General features: G+C 39.6%; 19 protein-coding genes. 7 read left to right on the forward strand and 12 right to left on the reverse strand.

Annotated features, from left to right (window positions below; all coding sequences use genetic code 11):
* Positions 1–23 precede the first annotated feature (23 nt).
* Both WKF66_RS14180 and WKF66_RS14185 read left to right on the forward strand, forming a co-directional pair.
* A complete protein-coding gene (locus WKF66_RS14180) occupies positions 24–395 on the forward strand; it encodes a hypothetical protein (RefSeq protein WP_489675126.1) in 372 nt (123 codons plus the stop codon).
* Between the two features lie 128 nt (positions 396–523).
* Complete coding sequence (locus tag WKF66_RS14185) at positions 524–904, forward strand: DUF4488 domain-containing protein (RefSeq protein ID WP_489675127.1); 381 nt, start codon at positions 524–526, stop codon at positions 902–904.
* Here WKF66_RS14185 and WKF66_RS14190 read toward each other — a convergent pair.
* Both WKF66_RS14190 and WKF66_RS14195 read right to left on the reverse strand, forming a co-directional pair.
* A complete protein-coding gene (locus WKF66_RS14190; protein WP_489675128.1) occupies positions 901–1,281 on the reverse strand; it encodes a PH domain-containing protein in 381 nt (126 codons plus the stop codon). The two genes, WKF66_RS14185 and WKF66_RS14190, sit on opposite strands and share 4 nt — an antisense overlap.
* Before the next feature lie 34 nt (positions 1,282–1,315).
* Complete coding sequence (locus WKF66_RS14195) at positions 1,316–1,789, reverse strand: DUF4112 domain-containing protein (protein WP_489675129.1); 474 nt, start codon at positions 1,787–1,789, stop codon at positions 1,316–1,318.
* A 143-nt stretch (positions 1,790–1,932) separates the two neighbouring features.
* Between WKF66_RS14195 and WKF66_RS14200 the strand changes: the two genes are divergently transcribed.
* Positions 1,933–3,156, forward strand: coding sequence for a GAF domain-containing sensor histidine kinase (locus WKF66_RS14200; protein ID WP_489675130.1), 1,224 nt, complete (start codon positions 1,933–1,935; stop codon positions 3,154–3,156).
* Here WKF66_RS14200 and WKF66_RS14205 read toward each other — a convergent pair.
* The 3 genes from WKF66_RS14205 to WKF66_RS14215 all read right to left on the reverse strand — a co-directional run bounded on the left by WKF66_RS14205 (position 3,153) and on the right by WKF66_RS14215 (position 6,418).
* A complete protein-coding gene (locus WKF66_RS14205) occupies positions 3,153–3,323 on the reverse strand; it encodes a hypothetical protein (protein ID WP_489675131.1) in 171 nt (56 codons plus the stop codon). The genes WKF66_RS14200 and WKF66_RS14205 overlap by 4 nt on opposite strands.
* 83 nt (positions 3,324–3,406) lie before the next feature.
* Positions 3,407–4,045 (reverse strand): hypothetical protein, encoded by a 639-nt coding sequence (locus WKF66_RS14210; protein WP_489675132.1) that lies wholly within the window; start codon positions 4,043–4,045, stop codon positions 3,407–3,409.
* A 78-nt stretch (positions 4,046–4,123) separates the two neighbouring features.
* A complete protein-coding gene (locus WKF66_RS14215) occupies positions 4,124–6,418 on the reverse strand; it encodes a DUF7133 domain-containing protein (protein WP_489675133.1) in 2,295 nt (764 codons plus the stop codon).
* 162 nt (positions 6,419–6,580) lie between these two features.
* Between WKF66_RS14215 and WKF66_RS14220 the strand changes: the two genes are divergently transcribed.
* Positions 6,581–7,063, forward strand: a complete 483-nt coding sequence (locus WKF66_RS14220; RefSeq protein ID WP_489675134.1) for a redoxin domain-containing protein — start codon at positions 6,581–6,583, stop codon at positions 7,061–7,063.
* Here WKF66_RS14220 and WKF66_RS14225 read toward each other — a convergent pair whose 3' ends face one another.
* Entirely contained in the window at positions 7,064–8,233 is a 1,170-nt protein-coding gene (locus tag WKF66_RS14225) for an MFS transporter (RefSeq protein ID WP_489675135.1), read from the reverse strand.
* A 194-nt stretch (positions 8,234–8,427) separates the two neighbouring features.
* Here WKF66_RS14225 and WKF66_RS14230 point away from each other — a divergent pair, with 194 nt between their 5' ends.
* From WKF66_RS14230 to WKF66_RS14240, 3 genes are all read left to right on the forward strand, one after another.
* The gene (locus WKF66_RS14230; protein ID WP_489675136.1) at positions 8,428–8,811 is read left to right on the forward strand and encodes a YtxH domain-containing protein; all 384 of its coding nucleotides are present in this window, start codon (positions 8,428–8,430) and stop codon (positions 8,809–8,811) included.
* Positions 8,812–9,175: 364 nt separating this feature from the next.
* Complete coding sequence (locus WKF66_RS14235) at positions 9,176–9,307, forward strand: hypothetical protein (RefSeq protein WP_489675137.1); 132 nt, start codon at positions 9,176–9,178, stop codon at positions 9,305–9,307.
* A 103-nt stretch (positions 9,308–9,410) separates the two neighbouring features.
* Positions 9,411–10,256: a CvfB family protein gene (locus tag WKF66_RS14240; RefSeq protein WP_489675138.1), complete on the forward strand. Its 846-nt coding sequence runs from the start codon at positions 9,411–9,413 to the stop codon at positions 10,254–10,256.
* Positions 10,257–10,258: 2 nt separating this feature from the next.
* Here WKF66_RS14240 and WKF66_RS14245 read toward each other — a convergent pair whose 3' ends face one another.
* The 6 genes from WKF66_RS14245 to WKF66_RS14270 are packed head-to-tail and all read right to left on the reverse strand — an operon-like array spanning position 10,259 to position 20,394.
* Positions 10,259–12,850 carry a BamA/TamA family outer membrane protein gene (locus WKF66_RS14245; RefSeq protein WP_489675139.1) on the reverse strand — a complete coding sequence of 864 codons (2,592 nt, stop codon included), beginning with the start codon at positions 12,848–12,850 and terminating at the stop codon, positions 10,259–10,261.
* Positions 12,847–15,231 carry a GAF domain-containing protein gene (locus tag WKF66_RS14250; protein WP_489675140.1) on the reverse strand — a complete coding sequence of 795 codons (2,385 nt, stop codon included), beginning with the start codon at positions 15,229–15,231 and terminating at the stop codon, positions 12,847–12,849. Before WKF66_RS14250 ends, WKF66_RS14245 begins: the two co-directional genes overlap by 4 nt.
* Positions 15,219–16,337, reverse strand: a complete 1,119-nt coding sequence (locus tag WKF66_RS14255) for a metallophosphoesterase (protein ID WP_489675141.1) — start codon at positions 16,335–16,337, stop codon at positions 15,219–15,221. Before WKF66_RS14255 ends, WKF66_RS14250 begins: the two co-directional genes overlap by 13 nt.
* A 3-nt stretch (positions 16,338–16,340) precedes the next feature.
* Entirely contained in the window at positions 16,341–17,225 is an 885-nt protein-coding gene (locus WKF66_RS14260) for an SdiA-regulated domain-containing protein (RefSeq protein ID WP_489675142.1), read from the reverse strand.
* Between the two features lies 1 nt (position 17,226).
* A complete protein-coding gene (gene ppk1, locus WKF66_RS14265) occupies positions 17,227–19,182 on the reverse strand; it encodes a polyphosphate kinase 1 (RefSeq protein WP_489675143.1) in 1,956 nt (651 codons plus the stop codon).
* 6 nt (positions 19,183–19,188) lie between these two features.
* Entirely contained in the window at positions 19,189–20,394 is a 1,206-nt protein-coding gene (locus tag WKF66_RS14270) for a Pycsar system effector family protein (RefSeq protein ID WP_489675144.1), read from the reverse strand.
* Positions 20,395–20,452: the final 58 nt, after the last annotated feature.

The raw sequence follows: 20,452 nt of genomic DNA on the forward strand, positions 1-20,452 counted from the left end.
ATCTTTACTAAATATCCGTCGCCATGAAACGTCACCTTTTACTTTGTTTAATGATCATCTTACCCCTTCTTGGAATAGCTCAAAAAATAAACATACAAGGTGTTGTTCCACATCCCAAGGCAGACAAAATAATTTTTGAAAGGTTGAAAACCGATGCTTCCTGGAAAGTCTGGAAGGGATCTGTATATGAGGCAGATATTGACAGCAGCGGAAGATTTAGTTTGTCTTTCTCCATTGCGAATAATGGCTACTGGAAGATCTCGGTTGGCAAGAAGAAACTAAAGCTTCACCTGAATACCAGTCAGAATGTCTATCTGGAATTCGATAGCAATCTGGTAATCACAAAAATTATCAGACAAGAGTTGATTGACTCCCCAGTATCCGTTACGTTCTAAGTTTTACGAGCAAATTATCGGCTAATATCTCTTTCATTATTCCTTTTCTAAAAGGTATCTTTATTATAACCAAATACTTAATGCAATCTTTTATGAAACAGTGGCTCCTGATAATCTGTACTTTATTTATGATAAACAACTTAAAGGCACAAGACAGCGACTTCGTGGGAACCTGGCAACTGCACGTTGCTGATTTTGATACACGTGACGCCATCTTTACTAAAGTTTTTAATGCTAATGGCGAATTTTATAATTCCAGAAGTTATCAAGGAAAAACCCATACCACTCACAAAGGAAAGTATATAATTGATGATAAAGAACATTATACCGAACTCATTGAAGAAAGTGATCGCGAAATTTATCCCAAGAACCTTCCTGTTCCCAAGATAGAATACGAGTTTAGTAAAGACAAAAAGTTGTTGAGCCTTCGGGTTATTTTAACCGGAGCTGATGGTAAAAAATATACATATTGGGCTGAAGTATGGAAAAGAGTTGAGATTGACGTCTAACCTAAAACATGATGGGCAAGCACATTTTGAACATCAAATACGTTTACCGATTTATTAAATTTCTTTCTGACACTCGGAAGAGTTTCGCTACCTATCCATATTCTTAACTCTGCATCCAGATCAAAGGTGCCAGCGGTTTCCACACTAAACTTTGAAATACACTTGTATGCTATGGAAACGTATTCAGTTTTACTACCCGTGAGTCCTTGAACATCTACGATGATCAGGCGTTTGTTTGTAAAAATGAACGTATCTCTTATCAGTTTGAAGCCGAGTTCGATCTCTTCATTTGTAATCAGCAGATTGCCGTAGTCTTTGATCAGCGTTTTTGAATCTACTGTTCCTGCGTTGCCCATTAAGGCTGAAAATAGTCCCATATAATTTATTCTAGGGTGAATGTCGGTATTTAATTTAAAACATCCACTCTGCAAGTTTCCATAAACCAAATATCATTAAAGCAATAACAACAACGAAAATTGCTACTATAAGATAAATCACATTCTTACCACTCCCCTGATGCTTGTTTTCAAGATAATGCTCCTTCATTAACCTGATGTTTCTTGTGTTCGCTTTGTAGAAAAAGTCGAAAATCTGACCTATCACAGGAATTGCCCCGATAGTTGCGTCTAATAATATATTGACGCTCATCAGCACGACTAACTTGTTGCTAGCTCCTTTCTTTGCCATAGCCATCAGCAGTCCGCCAGAAATAACTAGTCCGGCCATGTCACCTACAAATGGAAACAAGTTTAGAATGGGATCAAGACCAAACCGGAACTGTGTGCCAGGAAACCGAAACTGTTCATCCATAAGATAGGAAAATCTTGAAATCCATGGGAATTGCGCTGATTTCGTATCTAGCTGAATATTTGCCGGTTTTTTCATATTAGGGTAACTCCTATGACTTAAAAAAGTTTTGTGCTATGTTTTATCAGAGATCCACTAAAGATGGTACTCAATTTGTAAAACATCTGAAGGCTTGAATACGACCGTTAAAATAAACGTGTAATAGTAACTTTAGAGAACCTATGAATTTGAAATTACCACTAAACTACCCGATACCAGCAAACGAAAAATTACGTTTACAAGCGGTTCGAAGCTACCAGATATTTGACACAGAAGAGGAGAAGGATTACGATGAGCTAACTTCACTGGCTTCTATGATTTGCCAAATGCCAGTTGCATTGATTACGTTTATTGACGAACATAGACAATGGTTCAAGTCTCATCACGGTACTGAAATCAAAGAGAATCTTCGTGAACATTCCTTTTGTACGCATGCTATTGCAGTCGAAGATGAGCTTATGGTTGTCAATGATGCCACACAAGATTTGCGTTTTAAAACAAACCCTATGGTAACTGGACCTACAAAAATAGCTTTTTATGCAGGTGTACCCTTAGTAAATTCAGACGGTTACGCTTTAGGCACATTATGTGTCCTGGACCAAAAACCCGGCGAATTGAGTCAGGAGCAAAAAAGTGCATTAGTCATACTAGCAAAACAGGTCATCGATAAGATTGAACTTCGCAGGAAAGTCTCCGAGCTGGCAATCGCTAATAGGGAGTTGGCGCAATCGGAACAACGTAAGGATGACTTCCTCAGCATTGTTAGTCATGAGCTTAAGACACCAATCACTACTTTAAAAGCCAATCTTCAGATGCTTGAAAGGATAAAGAACAATCCCCAAAGCGCGGTTTTCCCTAAGTTGGTAGAGTCATGTACTAAGAGTGTTGAAAAGATTAATATAATGGTTGACGACTTGTTGAACATGCATCGCTATAGTGAAAACCAGTTACTGCTGGACAAGACCACCTTCGGTATATATGACCTCATGCTTGTCTGCTGTAATCACGTGCGTATTGACGGCAAACACGAGCTGGTCGTTGAGGGAGATAAATCGATTTTAATCTATGCAGACGCGCATCGTATAGACCAGGTTTTAGTGAACTTTGTAAACAATGCTGTTAAATATGCGCCTGATTCGAGAACAATTAACCTCAAAATCTCTAGAGAAGAGCATTATGTGAGAATTGCTGTAACGGATTACGGTCCGGGCATACCAGATGAGTATCTGCCGCATTTGTTCGACCGTTATTGGAGAGCAAGCCATTCCGGTAAAAAGTATACCGGATTAGGGCTTGGACTCTTTATCTGTGCAGAAATAGTTCGCCGGCATAACGGCGAAATAGGGGTTGATAGTGAGCTAGGTAAGGGAAGTACGTTTTGGTTCACAATACCATCTGCGGTCTAATCCTCTTTTATGACTACAGTGCCTTCCGTTTGAACGGGTCTGTTGCCCCCTGTTCCATTGGTATTCGGTATAGCTTCCGATTTTTCATCTACTACTATCTTATCTAACTGTGAAGTTGGATTTACGTCATCCTGATTGTGTAACTTTTCTTCTGATTGAGTTTCCATAACATCGTTTTTTACAAGTAAACAGATGCTTGACTTAATGGTTTGAAAAACATTTATTGCATGACAAGACGCGCTTCCAAAGGTTAAAACATTAGGTAAACTTTAAATCCGAGGTTATTGATAATGCCATCGGTTGATAAGTTGAAGTTCGTATTATTTGTGGAGTAACTTTGATTGTCCCCGATCTCATCATATTTTGTCTCGCTGTAGAATAGTCCGGTAGAGATTAGGTTCGTCTCTAGGGCCCAGCGATTAGAAATGAACCAGGTAAGACCACCGGAAGCAAGAAGTGAATAATTGTTTGTGGTACTATTGCGATCGAATGCATTTGGCGACCTGGTTTCGCCTTTGGAGTTAAGGTACTGCCCAGAGGCCCCGGCGTATGCATAAAACGTTTTAACCAGGGGAAAGTAGCGCTGATAGCTCAAAGCGGCACCGAACCCCTCATCTTCTCTGTAATCAGAAGATCCGAAGTAATCACTTTTAGTCCGGTTATAAAGCAGCTCAACGCCAATTTTGTTATTGTCTTCCACAAAAAGTCCATACCCTAATTTGAAGACAGAGTTTGTCGTCTTGCTGATTTGATCTGTAGTGAGTGAATTGTTTCTTACTTCATTTGTGTTGGCGGAGATCCCAAGACTTAGAGTGCTCGTTCCTTTTGTTTGAGAATTACCATAAAGGCAAAAAAGTACTGCCGAAGCAGTGAGTAATAGTTTCTTCATATTTGGTGTATTTAAGCCACCAATATAGTTGATAAATACTTAAAGAGGAGAATGCGATTTAAAATGACTTAACCACTATTACTTCATTAAATCCAATTCCTGTTGCGTAAATGCCTTGTCTCTATTTTTGGAGCGAGTTCTAACATTGGAGACTTCTTTTACATCAACTTTATCCGAATTGTTTTGCCAGGACGACCTGAGGAAACTTAGCAACTGCGAAATGTCTTCATCATTAATGTCTTCCGCATGGGCAATTGCTGGCATATCCCCTGAAATTTCAGGTGCTTTATATACGTAACCATTCACTTTAATGGGTCCGGTTAGTCCAAAAAGCACAATGGAGATCAATTTTTCTTTATTGCCATTTACCCATTCCGACTTGTTTAATGGAGGGGCCAGGGATTTTATTCCGTTTCCGTCCGGGCCGTGACAGGTTTGACATGTAGACTCAAAGACCCTTAAGCCCTTCGGATAAAGCTTTGCTACCAACGCGGGATCCCTGTTCTTTTGTGCCGCTCTTATGTTATTCAGCACTTTTTGTAATTGCTTGTGAATTCTAACATTCGTGTCTGGAATCAGCGAAGTCATTTTTTGTTTAAACAGTTCTTCTTTATGGGCTAAATTGCTAATCACTGCATCTGCTACGAAATTATTATTCTTGTACTCGCTTGATAAGTTATAAAGAAGGCGATCCACAAAATCCGGATCGAAAGGTTTTAAATATTTTGCGGACGAGGCAAGATATGGCATCAGTCTTTCATCGCCATCATCAAACACTTGTTGCATTGCAGCCTTATAGCCGGAGGCAGACTGTTGGTTAACAACAGAAGAAAAAGCACTTAAAGCTTGTGCTTTAATATGCCAGTCGTTGCGCTTCAGCAAGCTCAAAACATCATTTGTTTCAAGGGCATTCATGGCCTCCAGCGTCCACATTGCATGGATCGACTTTAAGCTGCTTGAAGTATCTAGAACTGCCTGTTTCAAAAAAGGAATTGCAGCAGACAGTCGCCTATCCTGAATCGCTTGCTGAGCCATATCCCTGACAAACCCATTGTTACTACCCAACTGATCGACCAATTCTTTAGGATTAGTAGCAATAATAGTGTTTCGTATTTTGGTTCCTTTAGGCACAACCTTATAGATTCTTCCGCAGGAAAGCGGCGCAGATAAGTCTCTCGTTTTTATTTGATTAATTAAATATGGCGTTTCATAGGTCTTGTGTTGAATAATTCCCCGATACATGTCAAGCACGTACATCGCTCCGTCCGGCCCATTATATAAAGCAACCGGCCTGAAACGCTCATCAATGCTACTTAGAAATTCCTTTCCTGCATAAGCCTGTTTCCCCTTCACTGATACACCATCTTCCGTTAATATATTACGTTTGATCAGGTTAGCTGACGGCTCAGGAACAAAGGCATTAAAGTTGAAGTCGCTACCATAAAGACCGCCCCGATAAATCAACGGTCCACATGCAGCTGTAAAATTTACTAATCTTAAACTATCGTCTAACATTCCAGGCATATAACCTCTATTAATCCCAGGCGTTGGTCTTGCTGGATAAACACGGTTGTCAGCGACTGGGCGCTCATTGTACCCGCTTACCCCTTTCTGGTTTATATTTGATGAACCCAAGCCAGGGCTAAAGTAGTCGCCCTCTACGTTTGAAGAGTTGCCGTTGTAATACAGTCTGCCGTAATCATCCTGACTTATACCCCACTGACCACGGAAATGCGTTGTTTCAATTCGCCATCCATCACCAACCTTCCGATATCGTTTGCTAGATTTAGCATTGTAGATCCAGTTGTCAAGCGCCCTTAGCAAACCATTTGGCTGATGCTCCACATTGCCGTCGATGGCATATTGGGCATCAACTAACGTTTTCTTAACTGGCTTGTCACTTTCAATTGTAAAATACCACAAGTTTGGCGACTCCGCAACCAAAATACCATTGTCTATTAAACAAATTGCTCTTGGTAAAACCAATGAATCCAGAAATATCTTCCGGGTATCGAAAATACCGTCGTTATTCTGGTCTTCTAAAATAACGACTTTGCCATTTGGGATTTCTTCACCTCGACCGAGCGTATCAGGCATGTAACCCGACATTTCAACAACCCACATGCGCCCCTTAGCGTCGAAGGACATGGCTACAGGAGTACTTATGATTGGCTCAGAAGCGATCAGTTTGATTTCAAAACCTTCTTCCAATATCATTTTATCAATTGACTGTGAAGCAGGGACGACAGGAGACTTACTAAAATCTACTGCATGTTTGTCAATAACAGTAGATTGGCTTGCTTTCTTGTAGCTTTGACACTGATACAGTGTAAAAACGACAAAGGCCAGAATTATATAGATATATCGCTTCATTTATTTTGTGTTAAACAAATTTAAAAAGTTCTGCGATATTTTAAGAGGGATTATGATATCAGTCTTGTTACCAGAAGCCAGACAATGCTGGAAGTTATTTTGATTTAAGATGACATAAGTTTAAATTAAGATTTTCATATTTGCTAAATAGGGACACATACTATGAAACACATTTTTATCACACTACTGCTTCTGATCTCCGCTCAGCTGGCTTTTTCACAAGATCCGTTACCACGTTCGTTGCTTCCAAAAGCGGTTTTTTACAAGTTGGATGGCAAAGCCTTTTCCACTGAACAGATCGCAAAGGATAAAAAGTTTCTGATCATGTTTTATGACGCTACATGTGAACATTGTCAGCGAGTAGCCGCAAACCTTTCCAAAAGAAGTAAAGAACTTACGGGGATTAACCTTTATATGATCAGTCTTGATGAGCCACAATCCATTAAGTACTTCATGGGAACTTTCGGCAAACCATTATTGGCGTTGAAAACGGTCACTCTTTTACAAGATAAGGATATGATATTTATTCCTTTATTTCATCCGCAGCAGTACCCCTCACTTTACCTCTATGGTAAAGATAAGCGCCTTATATTTTTCTCTAGCAAAGAGAAGGAAGTCGGCAAGTTTTTCCCGCTCTTAAAGTAGCTAACTATTAAATGCCAACTGGCTTACTCGTTTTGTACGGGCGATTAATACCCATGCGAAACCAGCTCCAACAACGGCCATAAGTGACCCTACTAGCACTGGAGCCGTATAATCATATCCTGCAGCTAATGGAAGTCCGCCAAGAAACGCGCCAAGCGCATTTCCTATATTAAAGCTTGCCTGGCTAACGGAGGCGGCTAACATCTCGGAGCCTTTAGCTGTTTTAATCATTAACATCTGTATGGGGGATGCTGATGCGAAGGCGATAGCACCCGTTAAAAATGTCATGATCAAAGAAGCGGTTTGATTTGCTGATACATAATGCATAACTACTAATATGGCCGACATAGCCAATAGTAGCGCTATTGTAGCTTTTGCAGGCGAGAAAGTATCCGCTAGTTTGCCACCTATAAAATTACCGACCAACATCCCAAGACCTGCGACAACCAAAACGTAAGTAATTGCACCTGGAGCGAAGCCAGACACTTCAATAAGTAGTGGGGCAATATAACTATACCATGAAAATAAACCTCCTGTACCCACTGCAATCATGATTATGATTATCCAGGATTCAGGCTGTTTGAAAAAAGTAAGCTCCTGGCTAAGGTTTCTGTTTTTAGTAGCGGGCAAAGCTGGCATCCACGCTTTAATACTTAACATGGTGATGATGCCAACAACTACTATAATTACGAATGTGTATCTCCAGGAATAGTTGTGACCAATGTACGTACCAAGCGGTACTCCAACGACGTTGGCAATGGTTAGACCAGCAAACATCAATGATACCGATTGCGCTTCTTTCCCCTTTTCTGCTAGCCTGCTGGCAACGACAGATCCAACTCCGAAGAAAGCGCCATGGGGTAATCCCGCAAGAAGTCTTGCTGCAAACATCATATTGTAATCAGGTGCGAATGCAGAAAGGGCGTTAAATACGGTAAACATTAACATCAACACCATTAAGATCTTTTTTGGTGGATAGCTGCCAGCGATAACTACCAGCAGCGGGGCGCCAATCACTACCCCCAATGCATAGGCAGAGATAAGATGACCCGCTTGGGGTATAGAGATGGACAAATCTTTGGCAATATCTGGTAAGAGTCCCATCATCACAAATTCTGTGATACCAATACCAAGTCCTCCAAGGGTTAGTGTAAGCAGACTTTTCTTCATAAACAAGTATAGTTAGTGTATAAAATACACTGAACAAAAATAGTGCGATATTAAAAGATAACAGTCTGTTTACGGTAAAATTTAAATGATGAGGTTTGTGGCAACTATTACTCTTTTTTGGAAGAACTGTAAAAAAGCAAACGCTTTAAACACATTGGTACGGAATATGTTAAGATTATGAAAAACAAAATACTATGAACTACAAGAAATTATTATCTAATCGCGTCTCTGATTTATCCGGTTCTTCGAGTGACAAATCTGGAGCAGTAGTAGCACTTTTGGCTGGCTTAGCTGTTGGTGCCGTTTTAGGAATTCTTTTCGCGCCAGACAGCGGAAAAGTTACTAGAGAGAAAATCTCTGACAAAGCGTTAGACCTTACAGACAACGCTAAAGACAGCTTGCATTCAATCAAAGACAAGATCAGCTATGGTAAAGACAGCCTGGTAAGCTTAAAAGATCGCGTTGTTGATACTGTTAAGACGAAAGTTGAAGGCGCTACTCAGGAATTCAAAGAATTTAAAGATTCTGAACTATCTAAAGCTAGTGATGAAACACCTGATGAAAACAACATCGCATAAACTGGAACGCTTATAGAAACGTTTCGCCATAGTCTATGGTTCTGTTGATAATAAAATAGTTTTGAAATAATTTAAGTTTCCTCAACCACTCTATGATTATTTTGTAGAGACTTGTTTGATTTGATAACAAATCCAGAATACTTAACCAATTTAAACCTAGAATTCCCAACATGAAGAGCCAACCAAGAATCTGTGTGAAACAAAAAAAGTACAAATTAGAAGAATCATTAAACAGCCTTACCCATCATGAGTACAGGTTCGCTAGAAACGTATTACCTAAGATTATTGGGAAATGCAACAATACCTTAAACAATTACATTAACATACTTAGTGACTCCAGTGAAAAATCCCATATTCTGTAGGATTGAAACTGGAACAGTTCTTCGGCATAGAACATGGTGGAATGAGCCATGCGAAAGTAGAAGAGGTTCATTTCGAGCTTCTTTACAACGAGTGGCGTGATAAAAGAATTAATATTAACCTGGCCTCCGAGTAATACTGAGGCCACAGCTAATAAATTCTTAAAATGAACCGCATAGTATTAACTTTGCTACTGAATATGAGAGGGTGCATTTAGCACCCTCTTTTAGCATAAGTACATGATAGCAAAAGGACAATACAACGATTTAAGGATCATCAAAAAGACAGAGAACGGGCTGATTTTAACCGAAGGAGAAACGGAAGTACTACTGCCGTATTTTGATGTGCCAAAAAACGCTGAAATTGGAGATAACATCAACGTATTCGCTTACGTACAGAAAGATGGAAAGTTAGTTGCTACTACAAAAAAGCCGCTAGCCTGTGTTGGGGATTTCGCCTATCTAACCGTTGTTGATGATGATGAAGACGGCGCTTTCATGAGTCTTGGCCTTGACAAGGACATTTTTGTTCCGGCAAGAGAACAAAAGCGGCCTATGTTTAAGGGGGACAGTCACGTTGTCTATCTTTTTTTAGACGAAAGTAATGACAGAATGGTCGCATCATCAAAATTGGTTAATTTTGTAGAAGTTGATGACATCAACCTGGAAGAAGGAGATGAAGTGAGCTTGCTCATTGTTGATAAATCTGACTTAGGGTACAACGCTATTATCGACAATAAATATATCGGTTTGTTGTATGCAAATGAATTGTTTGATAGCTTGAATCCTGGTGAGACAAGAAAAGGCTGGATAAAGAAGATCAGAGTAGAAGGCAAAATTGATCTGAGCTTGCAACCCATGGGTTATGGTCATATTTTAGAAAGTAAAGATGCCATCCTCGAGGAGTTAAAATATTCGGGTGGTACCATACCTTTAGGTGATAAGAGCACACCTGAGGAAATATACAGCCGGTTTAAAATAAGTAAAAATGCTTTTAAAAAGGTAATCGGTGGCCTTTACAAAGATCGGATGATTACCATTTCTGATTACGAGATAAAAATTCTCGTGGATGATGAAGCTGAATAATTTTAAAAGCTGAAGCCAATTGACAAGTAAGGCATTGTTGCTTCTTTTGAAAATCCTACTGTAGCTTGTAGTAGAATTACCTCGCCGGGTAAGACATAAAGTCCACCGCCAAAACCCTGATGCCACACTCCTGAACGTTCACCTTTTTCCCAAACCCGGCCTACGTCGTTAAAACCAATCACACCGACCGTTCCAGGGACAAGATATGAGGTGAAATTGAATAGTTTTGCGCGAAAATCAATGTTGTGGTAGAACATCGTAGTTCCCGTAAAACGTCGCGTATTAAAGCCTCTGAGGCTATTAACACCACCGATTTGCATTTTTTGAAAGAAGGAAGGGTCACCCACAGCCGTACCAGCCCCTATTCTATTGGCGATAACAAGTCCGGACTTACCTGGATTTATAAAAAAACGAAACTCTGTGGTTACTGAACCGTAACGATGTGCTGCCCTGTCTATGCGCTGTTGGCCAATAAGCGAGGTTTTCCAGTAAATTCCTTTCGTTGGAATGGTAACGTTGTCCCGGGTATCATATGACCACCCTGCAACCAGACCGCCGTAATATTTGCTGGAAAAAATTTCTTCCTCGGGGTTAGCAGTATTGTAATCTTTGAAAAAGCGCTCCTCATTACCCGACAAGTTACTTGTATAAAAAGATCCAATTACACCAGCTTCGACTTTAAAAAATTTTGAAAGCTTTCTGCCTAAACGAACATCAGCATTTAAATAATCATATCGGTTCCTATAATAAGAAACACCGTCTTCACGTTCTTCAAGCTCTTCATCAAAGAAATCATCAGTATCAATAAACCTTGTATTATTCCCTAGCCCGAAAAAATTACTTAAGTTATTTGGGCCCAAGAAATTTGCATGAACGGTGATGTCATTCTTGCCTATTGCCTTTTTAAAGTCGCCCTGATAGTCTAATATGAATGATTGTCTGCCTGTCGAATAGTTCGCCCAAAATTCGTGTTTGGTTGCATAAGGCGTTTTCTGAAAGCCTTGCTTCTCTATTACGTAACCCACTCCTACTTGTAGACCCTGGTCCATGTTATAATTCAAATTGAAAAGCACGCCGGTGCGATCATATAGGAAACTATTCTTGTCGAACTTGTTCACCAGAGTATCATAGTCTAGACGATATCTCGCCAAGCCTTTAATTGGAAGCTTATTCTCCTCCGTCTTATTATCGTAAAGAAAGGGTTTATTAACTATCCCCTGTTCTACGTCAAAGCGATCATTGCCCTGGCCGCCAATAAGCCGAATCTTAATTTGAGAATCGTAATTACCAACCACATTAAAAACATCATCACCACCTATACCAAAAAGTCTAACCTCTTTAGTGACACTAGGCTGGAAATCACGATTATAAACCAATCTCCCTTTCTTTCCCTCTTTATTGATATTATATACCGTCACCCTAACACCACCATTATCCTTATTCTCAATTTCAAAGAATTCTTTTTTATCTGATGCAGGAATGTCGACATTAGTAGAAAGGAATTTGTAATAGTGCTGAGTAAGACTGTCGAGTTTTTGAAGGCGAGCGCTAAAGTTTCTCGTTAATTCAGCGCCGTTAAGTTTATAAATGGTATCCGGCATTCTCCTAAAAGCGTTACTAATGACCTCTGGGGAAAGTTTCGTTTGCAGAAAAACGGCGGCATCATGCCAATCCGTTTCCTGCATTTCATTTAAGAAATACCGATCCAGATAGCGCTCATTAAAACTCCAATGGTCTACATCTCTGATATCTTCACTATACGGTTGTAAATGAGTCTTAAGCCATTGGTGGTTCAAGATCCAGGGAAAAAAGCCCGACGTTTTGTAAAACACTTTGTCTCGATCCTTTGGAACAGGAATATAGGTAGTCTCTCCTTTACTCTTATCTTTTTTCTCCAGCCACCTCCAGTTGTCTTCATGTCTATCCCAATCACCCAATAGAAAATCAAGCATCCTTGCTTTTAACATCTGCTTCTGATCCACATGGGTATCATTGTCATCCTGTATCTTTTTCTGAACTTTAACTGTGTTATCGGTATCCTCTTCAAACGGAGATCTTGGCTCCAACAAATAAGCGGCATTCGCAAATTGTTTTTGATATTCACCCAGGGCAGGGTCATCTCCAACGTAAAATAGTTCAGGAGTAGCATAGGAGAGACCAAGTTCGCGGGCAAGGTCTGGAACAACCAATGCTGCATAAGGATGATTAGTGGAAACCTGATCTTGAACAATGTCTTTGGCAATAGTCGCCTTAAGACCTGCCGGTAATCCCTGTTCGGGATATTTTTGAATAGTACGTAATGCCCATTCTTTACCAGTAGGATCAACCATTCTTAAGGACCTGGTTTGCATTCCACCCCCGAGCTTTACCACTTTCAAGCCTCCCTTTTCTTTCCTGAGATCCGCAATCCGCATCTTTACCGGTGTCGCCCAAAGCTTTCGATAGCTTTCACCTAGTAAAAAACGATGGAAAGAACCTACGTCATTGTATTCAGGAGCAATTGCAATCGTGATTGAATCCTTCGACGTCTGTGCGTGAGTTGCAAATACCAACATTGTCAAACAGAACGTCAATACTGCTAAGACTTTTTTCATAAGAAATTAATAGCGCGTTTAAGACTTACGCCTACTCTAAGCGCCTTTAGACCTTCCACGCCTTGAAGCTCTTCAATTTCTAAATATTCAAGATCATCATTTAGCAAGCCTTCTCTTTGTAACTTTTTTATATATCCCAGGTATTCTTTAGCCTCTAAACTGTTAAAATAAACGATTGCTATTTTGTAAGGCTGTGTCAGACGTTCATCTTTACCTTTAATATGAGCCTTATCAATGCGCTTTTTAACCATTTGATAGCGTATATTATAACTTCCTTCTACATCGAATCGTTGTTCATCTATTCGGAAGCTCACATCTATTGGCTTGTCATAAACAAAGATGAGTTGGGTGGTTTCAAGAGGAAGTGAAAAGTAAGGGCCTAAATTGTTAGTAGTTTGGGCGATCTCCGCAAGTACCCTAAGTTGTTTTAATCGGAAACTACCTAGCAGTTCATTACTAAAAGGAATCTTCGGAGCAATAGATTGTCCTAAATAAATGTCAAACTCCACTCCATCAGTCCTGAATTTCTCAAAGTAGCATGGAAAGATATTTTGAAGCTCGGCATTGAAATCATCAAGATGTCTCGTTACGGCAACATTAATCATTTGCAGGCTCTTTTCATAACGTACTCTATGCTCGTACGTTTTCCCATCGGTTTTTGTTAGCTGGAAATACCTTTCGACTATAGGCGTTATTTTCGGGTGACTATCCTTCAAATTGTTTAAAGAGGTAGGAATTTGCCTTTGTAAGTAATCTTCTGTTTTCAATATTTCTCTGTCAGACAATTCCTCAAGATTTTTGAAGTTCCAAATGGACTCCTCATGCGGAATTTCATTTTCCTTACAAATGGTTATGGTCTGTTTTATAGCCGTAATTGTTTGTTGAAGAATTTCGAAATGATTGTAAAGATCATTTCTAATTGCAGTGTTTCGTTGGACACTGGAGTTTCTGATATCAACAGCTCCATAGAACGGATACACTTCTTTAAAGAAGACAGGCTCAATTGGCAAGTTTCGCTCCCTCGCACCAGATTGCATATAGTTGTATGCTGCTTCATGAAATCGCCACTGAACGGATGGTTGTAGGGCAGTAAACTTATCCGTTATAACATCTTGAATGTCATTATTGAAGTCTATGATAATGTTTTGAAACAACTGGGCCAATAAAGGGAACGCTGCCTCAATTTTAGTAAGGGTATTTCCATTGAACTCCTCCGCATTTTTAGTGTGTAGCTCCAGACAACCGACAAGTTTGCCGTTATAATACAGAGGAAATAATGCATATGAGGTTATTCCAACTAAGCCAAGTAATTTCAACATCGGATAATTCTCGTATTCTTCCGTACTGATCTCTGGAAAGATCAATGTTCTTGGATTGGTAAGGTAGTCATCTATCAACTCATCATATTGACCTTCATCATCAACCTGTTCTTTTGCAAGCTGTATTAAGATGCTCGTAAAACCCGATAGCTCGTTAATCTGTAACTTATTATTAAGTTTTATATATGGAACCAACCCAAAGTCAATCTGGTCCGTGCCAATAAGGGTTTTTAGCGCTATTGAAATGTCCTTAGGATACTGTCCTTTCTGCGAATCATTATGTTCAATAACTAAGTTCTTTATGCTTTCTAACGCGTATTCACTGGTCACGTCTGTTAGCGTAATTACCGATATTCCACTTATGGAGAAAATTTCCGGAGGTATAAGTTTGGTAAGGATTTTTAAAGTATTCCTTTCATCTTTAATATAGTCCTTAACGTCCTTTAAGTTATAATCTGGCAATTCAACACTGGTCTTTATTTCTAAAAAACGGGTGTCAACATTTAGTCTGTAATACTTTAAGAGATGTGTATGTTTATCAACAATGGAATTGACTACAACTTGGTTACCAGACATTGAAATGTTGTAAAACCTGTCCAGTATAATGTTATAGAACGCAGAAAGCATGTTCTTCTCTATCTCCCGTTTTGAAGGTAAATTAAGATCGCTGCGAATACTGCAACTACTCTGATCCATTAAAACGTTGTAGAAAGCATCTGTTCCATAATGAAAGCAACCGGATAAAGGAGTTCCTAATGCCCAGAATTGCTGACTCTCGTCGTTAATAATTGGTGATAGCGCTGTGTAAATGAGTTCGTAGAGATCGGTGTATTTTCCTGCATCTTCAATTGCAATAGGAAGCTGCAGCTCAGGAAACTGATTGAACTGTTGTATAATGTATTTATAAAAGTTGTTTTTGGAAGTCTTCTCGAGTTCTGCCCGCTTTGTGATGTATTGAATAAACGGTTTGAGCGATAATTGTATATTAGCCCCTAGTGCAGGTTTGATAATTTCCCGGGTACCGGTACTAGTGTTTGAAAGATTTAGCGTTATAGTTTGCATTCAGTGTAAAAAACCTTTTCAAATTTACCATCTGTTTGTGCATAATAAGTAAATCTAACGTAATTATTTATTAATTTATCCATAATAACGTAACCTGGTTTCGTAGAAGCATACAATGCATCTTTTCCCTTTCCTACATAGCTGTGCTTAGCACCAGATCCACTAACCACCTGAACCTGCTCATTTTTAATAAATTGCAGTCCATGATCATGCCCGGCAATATGGATCACTTTGTCATAGCCTTTAAACACCGCATCAATTTTCACAATCATCTTTTTATAAGAAAGGTGACCCTGATCCTCAGGATTTTTAAATACCGTTCTCATTAAAGGATATAGGGAGCCAATCACTGGTAGCGGTATATAAAGATTATGGTTGATTGCAGTGAATGGAAATATATGGTCCTTCCATGAAAAATACCCTCCATGACTCCCGTAGGTCTGGAAAGGATGATGTGAGGCTAGAACGATCGTTTTTCCGCGGTTCTTTTCCAAAAGCGTCTGAAATCGAGCAATCACTTGGTCTTCCGTATCGCAGTCGCAAACTCCTTTAGGATTCGTTTTGTCATAAGGAAACAGCCACCATTCACTATCAAAAGCTAACACCACAAGGTTTTCACTTAATGGAATCTCGACCGGACCCGGACAACCGTTGAGGGGTACTAAACCTAGCATGCTGTCCTGCTGCTCTTTTAAGAAGGCACCTTGACGTTGGATCTTTTCCAGTCCTAACGGCCCACTTTTATCCCAATCGTGGTTTCCGGGAATAAAATATACCGGAGCTTCTAACGCCTGAAATGGCTTAAATTGAGAAGTGATGATAGCTTTTGTCTCCGTTTCTTCCTTGCTACCAGGCAACCCCATCCCTCTTGGATAAATGTTATCACCCAAATAAAAGACTGTAGTTTTCCCTTGAATGACATTACCAGCCGCATGATTAACGACACCATCTTGCTGAATATCCAGTTCCCCGGCATCTCCAATAAGTATTAACCTGGTAACTATAGAGTCAACTGACTTGCCCAAGCGTTCTTGTCCGCTTGCTAAGTAGCAAGACATTAAAAGAATCGTAAAAGCGATGAAAGTCTTGTTTGAGAAATAGATCATTTTCTAATTATTCGTTTGCTTTACATACTTGAACTTAATAATGTTACCATCGGTAATCTCATCACCTTCATTAGATATGAAAAGATTATTTTGAGAGTCAAACGCCAGGCCTTCAGGTTGGTTAAAAACGGTAGAATTGAGCTTGTGTACCGCCTTAACCTTCCAACCGAGATCTGTTACAACCAGGAGTTTGTTAGCGCTAGATAAGATATACCACTCACTGGTAAGGCTATTTTTAGCAATTGCCGAAGGACTTAACGTCGCCTTTAATTTACGATTCAGTTGAGGTAACGGTTTTAAATCGATAACAAATGTGCCGATGGAATCCAAGTTCTTGTTCAACGCATCATAACGCAATTGATATCCGGTAACTTGCTTGTTTTTCTTATCCTGAGGACAACTTTTACACAACACGAATACGTCTTTCGATTGTTCATCAGCGTAGATGCTCTCGTATTCGGCCTTCGGGATCAGATCTTTAACTTCCTTAACCTGTTTAGTCTCCTTCTTGTCCGTCTCTACCAGTGGTAACATATAGAAACTACCATTGCTCTTCAATACTATTAAAGAATTATCAATTATAGTAAGGTCTTCAAAGTCCCCCTTGGACGCAAACTTAGTGTTCTTTTGCTTTTTGACGTCCCATTTTTGCTTATACACCTTACCATCTTCATCCTGGATACTATATACGGTATCACTGTTGGCCTTATTAAAGGCGATGCCGGAAATCTCCAATAGACTAGAAGGCATGTTAAACTTCTCACCTGCCTTAAGATCGTAGCCAGCGGGATTGCTATACCTATTGTCGTTCTTACAAGATAAAGTGATAGTTAAGAGCAAAAACATGAACAAACAAATGCGGTCAATACTATTGGTGAATATATTCATATCAATTCAAGTCTTTTAAAAATTTATAGGTAGAATACTGTTCCTCTGTCCCTAACTGAATGTTTAACAATTTAGATATAACATTCTTAATGTCTGTATCATATATCGGAAAACACACCTCTATTCTGCTGTATATATTGCGGTTCATCCAGTCGGCAGAGCCCATGAATAGTTGAGGTTCTCCATTATTTACAAACTTGAAAATGCGACCGTGTTCTAGATATCTATCTACAATTCTTTTTACCGTGATTTGCTCACTTAAACCGGGAATATTAGGTTTTAGACAGCATATTCCCCGGATGATGAGCTGAACAGGTACTCCGGCTGAAGAAGCCTCATAGAGTTTCGCTATGAGCTTTTGTTCTTCCAGATTATTTAGTTTTATAGTTATCCCTGACTTTAAGCCGGCTTTTGCATTCTTGATCTCTCTGTCTATAAGTTGTATAAATCGATCCTGCAAGTTGAATTGGGCCACTAAAAGGTGCTCAAAAAACAGCTTTTCTTCGGCTGCAGGCGACTTTTTTGTCTTAGCTAAAAACAAAAATAGTTCATTGAGCTCCTTAAGAAGCACCTGATTAGCCGTCAACAACACTTGATCGGTATAAAACCGCGCGGTAGTCTCATTTAGGTTTCCTGTTGCGAACAAGCCTAGAGCTGTAACCTTGCCGGCCACAGCACGTTTTACCAAAGCAACTTTGGCATGTACTTTAAGGTCCAGGCTACTGTACATTACCGTTACCCCAGCGTTTTTCATCTGTTTGGCCCATTTTATATTATTGGCCTCATCAAAGCGTGCTTTGAGTTCGACCATTACCACGACCTTCTTACCGTTCTTTGCAGCTGTTATGAGTGCGCTTACAATCTTCGAATTATTAGCAACCCGATATAAAGTGGTATAAATTTCTATAACATGAAGATCATTCGCCGCTTCGTTAAAAAAGCGGAGTACTGGATCGTAGCTTTGATAAGGAATATTAATTAAAATGTCCTTCTTAATAATTTCCAGGAACAAAGTACTATCAGCTGGTACGCTTACAGAAGAAATTGCATGCCATGGCATATAGGACAGGCTATCATCTTTAAGTGGGAAGGCAGCTAAGTCCTTTAAATTATGATATTTACCACCCTCAACGATAGATGCCCGTTGAAGGTTCATTTCATAAATCATATTGTAAAGCGTTCGAAGAGAAATTCCCGGCTCAGAAAGAAATCGTGTTGCCAGACCGAAATCACGACGTTCTAATTGCTTCTCAAGGGCCTCTGCTAAATCGCCAACATAATTCGGATTAATATCAAGCTGCGCATCACGCGTTATCTTCAAATTATATATGCCTGAAATCGTCTCCTCGGGAAACAAATACGATAAATTATCTTTTAATATGTCCTCTAAAAATACAACATATTTCCTTTCAGCACCCCGTATCTGGTAAAGCCTCGGAAGCGCATCCGTCGGTATATTGATTAACTTTACATGTTCATTCCCATCAGGATCTATTAAGACTATTGCCTGGTAGAGTTTGTTATTCTCAGCAAAAAAACCAGTCAGATCTTCTTTTATAGAAACTACATTAATGTAAGTCAGCAGGTCATTAAAAAACACCTCTTTAACCTTAACGCTTATTTCTAATGGAATATGCTCACCATATACCCAGTGAATTCCCTCAGCTGCGAGTCCTGGTAATATGCCGTTATAAATGATCACGCCGAAGAGTTGCTGTTGCCTGTTAATTTCAGCCTTAGCGATTTCATATATACTGGTCCCGGTAGAATTCGGTTGCGCAAGGGCCATCAGAACAGGAATCCTTACCCTATAGAATTCATCCAGATTAGAGGAGTAAATAGATAAGAACTTAATCCGCTCTAAAAGTGGAACGCTTTCTTTGGAAGCTTCTAACAGTACACGCTCATTAAAACTGAGCCAGCTTAGGTCCCTGTTACTAAAGATAGGCGAATCCATGCCCACCTATATGGTTATTATGGCAACTGCAAGTGTAAATGCTAAAACCGCCGCAATGATCCCGAACATAAATACATTATAGGCAATTCTTAGCAGTCGATACTTTCGGCCCAGAACAACCCCTTGCGCATATACATCTTTAATTAAGCTGCCATATAAAAACTCCCTATCCTCCATCAGTGCATGCATGCCCTTTTCATACTCAGGTAAGTTCATTCTGTAAAAGTTTCCAAAAAATAGCAGGTTGACACGCTTCTCTTTAATATCTTCTGAAGTGAATACGCCCGTAGGAATCGACGGCCTGGTTGCAAGGATTGAGAACACCATTGTAACTACGCAGATGATCAATAATAGCATCGTTGGAATGATCAAATGAGGATTGTCTTCCAGTTTTCTAAGCAGTAAACTCAAAATCACAGACAATATGATAGAGTTGGTAGAAATCATAATATGGGCCTTGTTATCAGCCATATCGCTTAAACGCTGGTGGTTAGTAGAAGTGATCCTAAACATGGTTTCAACGCCGCGTTCCGGTTTGTCTCCTTTTTCCTTCTTTCCTGTTTGCACGTCGTTGTTAGTACCAACCGGTGAGATGCTTTCTTTAGCCACGTGACTTTGATTTAAGGATTTGCTTTCAAGCTGAGCCATATTCTCCGACTTCTTCTGGTTTAACAATTGTTTAGCATATTCAGTATGGTAGTGATGCTTGCTTAAAAGACCTATGGTCTTTTCTCTCCAAAGGTCTTTATCATTGTTATCTGGAGTAAAAGCCTGTGCTTCTTTGCGCATCAGCTTATTGCGCTCCTTGAAGGAGCTAGTGCCCAGATGAAACAAGTCTGCATCACAAACTATTTCCTGCAATAAACCAATTGGTGACTGGGGCATCTTGGTAGCCATAATGCAGCCTGAAATCTTATCGATAACTTCCTTACTGACCTGTTTGTCCTGAAGAAACTCGGTGCATAATTCGGCACCTTTCGCCTCATGATCAGCTTTACTAAAAAGATAGCCAAGATCATGAAACCAACTAGCTGCCAGTACGATAAAGAAATCCTGATCAGAGAGTCGATAATGATTACCTAATTTAACGGCACTTTCAACTACACTCTCCGTATGGTCGAGATTGTGATATAAAAAACGTTTATCATTGTTCGATTGAAAAAGCCAGGTTACGTGTGCCCGGAGCTGTTCTAATATTTCACGGTAGTTCATTGAGTATAATAATTCATCGATTTGATAAAGATGAAGGTTTAATTTTAATCTACAAATT

It is taken from the genome of Pedobacter sp., assembly GCF_037719805.1.
GTDB lineage: Bacteria > Bacteroidota > Bacteroidia > Sphingobacteriales > Sphingobacteriaceae > Pedobacter.